Consider the following 8,735-nt stretch of genomic DNA (forward strand, 5'->3'; position numbering starts at 1 on the left):
TGCTTGCAAGATTTTCAGTTCCTCATAATATTAACGATAAAGTATGGAGAAAGTGTGAATTTCACCATTTTTGCACATCGATCTGTTACGATAAAAACACACACGTGTTATAAAGGAGTTGAGAATGGCTTGTTAGCGTTTATCCTTTTTTTGACTTTTCTCATCGTTTCCCTTTGTTTTGTTCTCTTGAGAAGACCTCTGAACGGGAGGATGAATCAACGGTCGCTCGGATTGTATATTTCGTGTTTCTTGCTATTGGCCGCCTCATTATCCTATTATGCAAGTTCGGCCCAGATAGGCGATGCCATCAAAGCCTTCATACAGAACAGAAACAGCAGAGAAACCAATCCGTCCCCGAGCAATCAAGCAAAGGAGGCGAATCGATCAGCTGCCGCTTCAAAGAAACAATCGCTAAGGACATCCGTCCTGATTGACGCTCCCCTTTTGTCTCAGCTTCCGGAACTGCCAAGAGGATGCGAAGTAACCAGCTTGGCCATGCTCTTGAATCATGCGGGCATTCGCGTCGATAAGATGACGTTGGCGAAACAAATCAAGAAAAACCCTACTCCGTATCAAGTGCGGAATGGCCAAGTGTTTTACGGACACCCAAATGAAGGGTTTGTCGGCGATATGTATACGTTATCGAAGCCTGGATACGGCGTGTACCATAAGCCGATCAAGCAGTTGGCTGAGCGGTACTTGCCGAACCAAATCGTCGACTTAACAGGGCAATCGTTTGAGAACATCTATACATACTTGGCCAAAGGCACACCGGTTTGGGTGATCACCAACACCACCTTTCGTCCTCTTCCTCTCTCTGCCTTTCGGGAATGGCAAACCCCGCAAGGCCCGATCAAAATCACGTACCGGGAACACGCGGTGCTCATTACGGGATATGATGAGCAGTATATTTATTTCAATGATCCATTGACCGCTGTCAAAAACCAAAAAGCGCCGAAACAAGACTTTATCGACGCTTGGGTTCAAATGGGACGGCAGGCGATTACCTACCACCGTTAGACATCGGTGAATCCGAATCGCTTGCCTTTTTTGAATTTACCGCAACCGTGCCGGGAACGATTGGTATCATTCCCATCAAAAAAGCGCCGAGCAAGTGGACAAAGGACTGTACGGAACATTAATCGTAGAACCGAAAAATGAAGAAAAAGTCGATCGAGATTACACGCTTGTATTAGATGAATGGATGAGCGACCCGGACGCCGAAAGCCATATGGACATGAATATGAGCGGCATGGATCATAGTAATATGAATAATGGAAATAGCTCTGATAATCAACAAATGGATATGAACAGCATGGGACATAATATGAATATGTACGATATTTTCACGATTAACGGAAAAAGCGGGGCTGCTGTCCAACCGTTAAAAGTGAAAAAAGGCGAAAAAGTGCGGCTTCGTCTGATCAATGCAGGGTACATGTCCCACAAGCTTCATTTGCATGGACATGAGTTTAAAATTGTCGCAACGGACGGCCAACCGTTAAAGAACCCGCAACCAATCAAAGATGAACTGTTGAATATCGCTCCGGGTGAGCGCTACGACATTGAGTTTATCGCCAATAACCCGGGTGAATGGCTGCTGGAATGCCACGGCAATATGAAAGGCACCGATGGCATGAAAGTGAAAATTCAATACGAAGGACAAGCAAACAATACGGACAAAGCAAATGCAAAAGAAAACCTCCCTGTCGCGGATATGACAACATATGGAAAATATGAAACAGGTCCATTTACGTTAGACCAAAAATATGATGTAGAGTATACAATGGATTTAGGAACGGCCATGGGCAAAAATGGCATGATTTTCACGATTAATGGGAAAACGTATCCTGACACAGCGCCTATTCATGTGAAGACAGGAGATTTCGTAAAAGTAAAAATCGTGAACAACTCGCCGATGGATGTACATCCGATGCATTTACACGGCCATTTCTTCCAAGTGTTAAGCAAAAACGGCAAGCCGGTCACAGGCTCTCCATTGATAAAGGATTCCTTAAATGTAAACCCTGGTGAAGAATATGTCGTCGCGTTTAAAGCGGATAATCCGGGAAATTGGATGTTCCATTGCCATGACTTGCACCATGCTTCAGCGGGAATGGTGACAGAAGTCAAATATACCGACTACAAATCGGACTATACCCCAGATCCGAATGACACAACGAATAAAGGTGAATAAAAAAGCTGAAGGGGCTGACCCAAAACACAAACGCGTTTTGGGTCAGCCCCTCTTTTTTTCCGCGCCTGTTATTTTCATTATAACATCCCGCTTTCCCGATATTCTTCAAGAAGAGAAAAAACTTTCCCCAGCCGAGAACTCGTTTAGGCAATGACAATGTCCCGTTACGCTCTGGATAAAAAAGTGCCCCGTCATCACTTCGGGACACCTTCCGTATGTTATTTCACATCATATCCTTGCTCTTCAATCGCTTCTTTCAGTTTTTCTACGCTGACCTTTGTTTCATCATACTCCACATCAACCGTACCTTCTTGCAAATGCACTTCTACACGGCTGACGCCATCCAACGCTTGAAGGGCATTGGTCACCGCCGCTTTGCAATGTCCGCATGTCATTCCTTGTACTTGTAATGTAATCGTCATCATCCATTCCTCCTTAAATGTTTATAGTTTCACGCGTTTCAAACGAAGCGCGTTGGTAACAACCGACACCGAGCTGAACGCCATCGCTGCCCCCGCGATCCATGGTTCTAATAATCCGAAAGCGGCGACCGGAATGCCGATCGTATTATAAAACAACGCCCAGAACAGATTTTGCCGAATGTTTTTCATCGTTTGGCGGCTTAACTCAATGGCTTTCGGGATATGGCGCAAATCGCCGCCGACCAAGGTCACGTCCGCGGTCTCGATGGCGACATCAGCTCCCGTGCCAATCGCCATCCCAATATCCGCTTTGGCCAGAGCTGGAGCGTCATTAATGCCATCACCGACCATCGCCACACGTTTTCCTTGCTTTTGCAATTCCTCGACGATGTTCGCTTTGTCTTCCGGAAGCACCTCGGCGTACACATGCTCAATGCCGACTTCATTGGCGATCGCTTCAGCCGTCCGCTGATTGTCCCCTGTTGCCATATAGACATCGATGCCCATTTGTTTTAATGTTTGAATGGCTTCTTTGGAGCTTTCTTTTACCGTATCCGCGACCGCAATGATGCCGGCAAGCTGTCCATCGATGGCAACGAGCATCACTGTTTTCCCTTGTTTTTCAAGCTCTACCATTTTATCTTCATGCACAGAAATCGCTACAGAGCGTTCCTTCATCAATTTTCGCGTCCCAATAAGGATGCTTTTTCCGTCAATGACCGCTTCAATTCCGTGGCCGGTAATGGCGGAGAAGTGCTCCAATGGCTTCAGCGAAATCGCTTGTTTCTTCCCGTATTCCACAATCGCATGAGCCAGCGGATGCTCCGAAGCGCTCTCGGCGGAAACCGCATAATCGAGCATGTCCTCGCGGAAGGCCAGCACATCGGTGACTTCCGGTTTTCCTTTTGTCACGGTTCCTGTTTTATCGAGTAATACGGCATTGATTTGATGCGTTCTCTCTAGGTACTCACCTCCTTTAAAGAGAATTCCCTGTTCTGCGCCTTTGCCGGTGCCGACCATAATCGATGTCGGTGTGGCCAAACCGAGCGCACAAGGGCACGCGATGACAAGAACGGCGATGGCCGCCTCAAGCGCTTTCGCCAAATCACCCGGCGCAGCAAAGAAGTACCAGATCATAAATGCAACAACCGCAATTCCGACAACAATTGGTACGAAAATACCCGAAATGACATCCGCCATCCGCTGAATCGGAGCTTTCGAACCTTGTGCCTCTTCGACGATTTTAATGATATTGGCAAGTGCTGTATCTTTTCCTACTTTTTCTGCTCGAATGGTCAGCACCCCATTTGTATTCATGGTCGCTCCGATCACATAGTCGCCTTCCTTCTTATCAACCGGAATCGATTCACCGGTAATCATCGATTCGTCTACGGAGGATGCTCCGGCGATGACCGTACCGTCCACCGGGATTTTTTCTCCTGGCTTGACAACGATCGTATCGCCGATCACCACTTCCTCGAGCGGAACTTTTCTTTCTTCCCCATGACGGATGACAGTAGCTTCCTTTGCCTGCAGGCTGACTAGCTTCGAGATCGCTTCGGTTGTTCGCCCTTTCGCAAGAGCCTCAACGTATTTTCCGACAAGCACAAGCGTAATCAAGACGGCGCTTGTTTCAAAATACAACCTTGGCATATATTGAGGATTCCCAAGCGTTCGCAACGCTTCATACAAGCTGTAAACGTACGCGGCCGATGTTCCAAGCGCCACGAGGACGTCCATGTTCGCGCTCTTGTTTCGCAACGCCCGGTACGCCCCGACATAGAAAGGACCGCCGATGTAGAACTGAACCGGTGTAGCGAAAAGAAGCTGGAACCACGGATTCATCAAGAGCTGCGGCATCGGCAAGCCGATATCAAACGGCATATGAGCCAGCATCGTATAAAGCAGCGGCAACGATAAGATGATGGAAATGGCAAGTTGCCGTTGTTTTTGTTTCAGCCGCTCTTCTTTCCGGCCAGCATCGTCTTGTTCTTCGTTTCGAATTTGCCCCTTATACCCAAGCTTTTTGATTTTCTCTAAAATGTCTTCGACAGATGCAACACCCTCCTTGTATTCAACCACCGCGCTGTTTGTCGCCAAGTTGACAGCAACGCTTGTCACACCTTCCATCCGATTTAACCCTTTTTCAATCCGAGTCGCACAGGCCGCACATGTCATTCCTTCAATATCAAGCGTCACTTTTTCCGTCGCAACGCCATACCCCAAATTCTCAATTTTCGTTTCGATATCGGCGATCGTTTGCTTCGATGGATCGTATTGAATCGTGGCTTTTTCCATGGCCAAATTGACATGGGCTTTGACGCCTTCCATCTTATTCAATACTTTCTCAATCCGATTGGCGCACGCGGCGCATGTCATGCCGGTCACCTTCAGCGTCACGGTTTTCGGCTCCCCCATTTCCCGTTTCCCCCCTTACTTCGAAAATTGTTTCATCACATCCATCAATTCGCGAATCGATTCGTCTCCGCTCCCTTCACGGATCGCTTTCGCCACGCAATGGCTCACGTGGCGTTCAAGCAGCTGCAGCCCGACTTGGTTCAACGCCGCTCTGATCGCAGAAATTTGCACTAAAATATCGATGCAATACCGATTGTCCTCCACCATTTTTTGCACCCCGCGCACTTGCCCTTCAATGCGCTTCAAGCGCTTGATGATGCGTTCGATTTCCTGTTCCGTTCGTGGAACCATTTTTTTATCCACATGATGATCTTCATAATGGTTCATCAAACATCACCTCTTTTTATTACATTATACCGGTAATGGGTATAAAACGCAACATAAGCTCCTTAATACAAATCATGCCCACCATCATCAAGCCAATTGTTCAGCTGACTCGGACTCATTGCCTACCGAAAGAAAAAGCGAACGGTGCTCACCGTCCGCTTTGGGCAATCCATTGAACAAACCGTTCGATCACCTGATCCAACAATTGGATCGTTGCTGCGTCCGTCAATTGCCCCGATTCATCGAACTTTTGGTTCACAAAATTAATCAATACCTCGTTCCCGGCAGGCGGCAACACTTTCGCAGCCAGCCCCGGGCTTTGCAAGATTTGGCGCAAATGAAGCTGGGCTCGGATTGTTCCCATCATCCCTGTCGATACTCCGACAATCATCACGGGTTTATTGACCAACACTTTGTCCACACGCGACAGCCAATCTAGCGCGTTTTTCAGCACGCCGGGAACGGACCAATTGTACTCCGGTGTCACGATCAAAACCCCGTCCGCATCCGCCACTTGCCGCTTGAATGCCGCCACGACTTCGGGCGGATCGAGTTCATCGTCTTGATTGTAATGCGGCAGAGCGCCGATACCGGCAATGTCCAATTGGAATTTGTCTTTGTACCGTTCTCGCATAAACTCCGCTAATTTCCGGTTATATGAGTCTTTTCGCAAGCTTCCGACAAGAGCCACAATGTTCATCATTTTCGTCCTCCTTCAAATGGGGTTGATGGTCAATTTCCCCCGCAGCGCAAGGCGAGCGCGCATTCCCTTACTATTTTGCCATTCGATTCCATCAGCTGCCTTTTGCTTCAAATTCCCCTTGCGGTCATTCCCATTATAACTCTTCCCCGTTCGTCGCGATGACGTTTTGATACCAATCAAACGACTTTTTCTTTCTCCGCTCGAGCGTCCCGCTGCCGTCATCGTGTTTATCGACGTAAATCAACCCGTACCGTTTTGAAAACTCGCCGGTCGAGGCGCTCACGAGGTCAATGCAGCCCCATACGAGATAGCCAATCAATTCGACGCCATCGGCGATCGCTTCACGCGCTGCTTCGATATGACGGCGCAAATAGTCAATGCGGTAATCGTCGTGAATCGAGCCGTCTTCTTCCACTTTGTCATGCGCCCCAAGCCCGTTTTCCACAATAAAAAGCGGTACGCGATACCGATCGTACAACCGGTTTAAAATGATGCGCAGCCCTATAGGGTCGATCTCCCAGCCCCAGTCGCTCGCTTTAAGGAACGGGTTTTTCACCCCATCAAATACGCTGCCGGGGATGAGCTCATCATCCATCTTGTCTTTTTTCTGGGTGACGGACATATAGTAGCTTAAACCGATATAGTCGACTGTATGCTTCTTGATCAGTTCCAAATCCCCGTCGCGAATATCGAGTTTCACCCCGCGCTCGTCGAACACGCGTTTCATAAAGGATGGATACTCGCCGCGCACTTGAACGTCGGCGCAAAAGAAATTCAACAGCCGCTCCTCTTCAAGTGCATGCATGACGTTTTCTGGATTGCAGTCGTACGGGTACACGGGGGCGGCGAGAATCATGCAGCCGATTTTTGCGTCCGGAATGATCTCGCGGCACGCCTTCACCGCCAGGCTGCTGGCGACAAATTGATGATGGAACGCTTGAAACAACTCTTGATATTTCGTCTCTTCGCTTTCCGGCACAAATCCCATGCTCATGAGCGGAAAATGGAGCGCACCGTTTATTTCGTTAAACGTCATCCAATATTTCACTTTATCTTTATAACGCTGGAAAATCACCTTGGCGTAACGTTCAAACAACGTTACCAGTTCGCGGCTCCGCCAGCCACCGTATTCTTTGGCCAAATAGAGCGGCATTTCATAATGGGAAATCGTCACCACCGGCTCAATCCCGTATTTATGTAACTCATCGAACACCCGATCATAGAAGGCAAGCCCTTCTTCATTTGGCTCAAGCTCGGTGCCGTTCGGGAAGATGCGCGTCCAGGCGATCGATAGGCGGAACGCTTTAAATCCCATCTCAGCAAACAGGGCTATATCCTCTTTATACCGGTGGTAAAAGTCGATCGCTTCATGGTTCGGGTATGTGTACTTCTCCTTATCAATGGCAAACTGCAACCCTTTTTCCCTAAGCAGTTGTTGCCTCATCTTTCCTCCCGGAAGCACATCGGCAATGCTTACCCCTTTGTTTCCTTCGCCAAATCCTCCTTCGATCTGGTTGGCCGCCGTCGCTCCTCCCCATAAAAAGTTGGTGGGAAACGCCTCGTTCGTTGTAACCACTAGTCAGTCCCTCCTGTGCAAGTATGCCTCCCCACTAGCTTACCACAAACGCCGCTCCGCCTACACCGACGAATGCTTCGTTCCGCTGTTTCTTCTCCCCCATAAAAAACCATCCTTACAATCGGATGGTTTTTGACATATTCGAGCAGCTCGTACGGTTTGATTTTATGTTTGATCAGCCCGGAAAGCAGCGTGCCGACGCCGATGCTTAAGGTGTCTTTATTGGTGTATAAAAATCCGGTTCCTAATATGCCTTTTGTTGCATCGCCGAGCAGCTCGATCGTGCATCCTTGCTCCGGATCAAGGTTGAAACGTTCTTCGATCACTTTTTTATCGAGCTTGACAATGTCCATCACTGCGAGCGCGACTTCATCCGGCCGCCATTCGCGGTGAACCCCGAGCTGTTTCGCCAAAAGCGAGTTCACGCCGTCCGCCAGCACGACGACATCGGCATACACCTCGCCGTCCGGGCGGTCGGTGCGGACACCGACGACGCGGCCTTTTTCAACGATGCATTCGAGTGCCATCGTTTCACAAACGAGCAACTCCCCTTGTTCGACTGCTTTCTCGGCAAACCATTGGTCAAACTTCGCCCGCAAAACGGTAAAGTTGTTGTACGGCTCGCAAATGATCCTCGAATGCCATCAAAAGGTCAATTGGGATCTATGGATACTACCGCGTGAAGGCATGGATCAAACGAAATTATGGGAAGACCGTGAATCATAAGCGAGTGTACCGACTGATGAAAGAGTTGGGGGTTTAGGCCAAAATCCGTCGAAAAAAGCCGAAGTATAAAGCGGGAAAGGAGAATATCGTAGCGTCGAACGTGTTAAACCGTGATTTTGCGGCCACTGCAGCCAGTGCCATTTCAAGGAACCTATTTGTATCTGTCTGCTATTAAAGATTTGTACAACAATGAAATCATTGCGTATCGCATCAGTCGTTCGAATGACTTAAAATTGGTGATCGAAACGGTCAAGGATGCCATCAAAAAACGGGATGCGCGAGGAGTCCTTCTCCATAGCGATCAAGGCTCCCAGTACACATCCCGCCAGTACCATCAACTGCTGAAGGCTCATCATATCATTCCTA

At 48.5% G+C, this 8,735-nt stretch carries 8 protein-coding genes and 2 pseudogenes; 4 read left to right on the forward strand and 6 right to left on the reverse strand.

Annotation, left to right across the window (positions count from 1 at the left end; genetic code table 11):
- Positions 1-129 precede the first annotated feature (129 nt).
- On the forward strand, positions 130-1,020 hold the full coding sequence (locus CV945_RS12340; RefSeq protein ID WP_100659880.1) for a C39 family peptidase: 891 nt from the start codon (positions 130-132) through the stop codon (positions 1,018-1,020).
- A gap of 29 nt (positions 1,021-1,049) precedes the next feature.
- Positions 1,050-2,197 (forward strand): annotated as a pseudogene (locus CV945_RS12345) (multicopper oxidase family protein); the annotation flags it as partial.
- A 218-nt stretch (positions 2,198-2,415) separates the two neighbouring features.
- Here the strand turns inward: CV945_RS12345 and copZ are convergent.
- The 6 genes and pseudogenes from copZ to CV945_RS12375 all read right to left on the reverse strand — a co-directional run.
- Positions 2,416-2,619, reverse strand: coding sequence for a copper chaperone CopZ (copZ, locus tag CV945_RS12350; protein ID WP_011230404.1), 204 nt, complete (start codon positions 2,617-2,619; stop codon positions 2,416-2,418).
- 21 nt (positions 2,620-2,640) lie between these two features.
- On the reverse strand, positions 2,641-5,037 hold the full coding sequence (locus CV945_RS12355; protein WP_100659881.1) for a heavy metal translocating P-type ATPase: 2,397 nt from the start codon (positions 5,035-5,037) through the stop codon (positions 2,641-2,643).
- 15 nt (positions 5,038-5,052) lie between these two features.
- Entirely contained in the window at positions 5,053-5,364 is a 312-nt protein-coding gene (locus CV945_RS12360) for a metal-sensing transcriptional repressor (RefSeq protein WP_013523213.1), read from the reverse strand.
- A 148-nt stretch (positions 5,365-5,512) separates the two neighbouring features.
- Positions 5,513-6,064: an NADPH-dependent FMN reductase gene (locus tag CV945_RS12365; protein WP_198518511.1), complete on the reverse strand. Its 552-nt coding sequence runs from the start codon at positions 6,062-6,064 to the stop codon at positions 5,513-5,515.
- A gap of 136 nt (positions 6,065-6,200) precedes the next feature.
- Complete coding sequence (locus CV945_RS12370; protein ID WP_100659882.1) at positions 6,201-7,643, reverse strand: glycoside hydrolase family 1 protein; 1,443 nt, start codon at positions 7,641-7,643, stop codon at positions 6,201-6,203.
- A gap of 92 nt (positions 7,644-7,735) precedes the next feature.
- Positions 7,736-8,266 (reverse strand): annotated as a pseudogene (locus CV945_RS12375) (FAD-dependent oxidoreductase); the annotation flags it as partial.
- A gap of 32 nt (positions 8,267-8,298) precedes the next feature.
- On the opposite strand from CV945_RS12375, the gene CV945_RS17880 reads away from it, so the two are divergent.
- Together CV945_RS17880 and CV945_RS17885 are read left to right on the forward strand one after the other, a co-directional pair.
- A complete protein-coding gene (locus CV945_RS17880) occupies positions 8,299-8,406 on the forward strand; it encodes a helix-turn-helix domain-containing protein (RefSeq protein ID WP_369827721.1) in 108 nt (35 codons plus the stop codon).
- Between the two features lie 97 nt (positions 8,407-8,503).
- Positions 8,504-8,735 (forward strand): DDE-type integrase/transposase/recombinase (locus CV945_RS17885; protein WP_369827722.1); only part of this gene is annotated, 232 nt, incomplete at its 3' end.

The organism is Geobacillus sp. Manikaran-105, from assembly GCF_002809955.1.
GTDB classification, from domain to species: domain Bacteria; phylum Bacillota; class Bacilli; order Bacillales; family Anoxybacillaceae; genus Geobacillus; species Geobacillus thermophilus.

Bases quoted from the DNA above. Each gene is read 5' to 3' on its own strand.
- CV945_RS12360 (WP_013523213.1), bottom strand. From the start codon at position 5,364: ATGAACCATTATGAAGATCATCATGTGGATAAAAAAATGGTTCCACGA.
- CV945_RS12365 (WP_198518511.1), bottom strand. From the start codon at position 6,064: ATGAACATTGTGGCTCTTGTCGGAAGCTTGCGAAAAGACTCATATAAC.
- CV945_RS12355 (WP_100659881.1), bottom strand. From the start codon at position 5,037: ATGGGGGAGCCGAAAACCGTGACGCTGAAGGTGACCGGCATGACATGC.
- copZ (WP_011230404.1), bottom strand. From the start codon at position 2,619: ATGACGATTACATTACAAGTACAAGGAATGACATGCGGACATTGCAAA.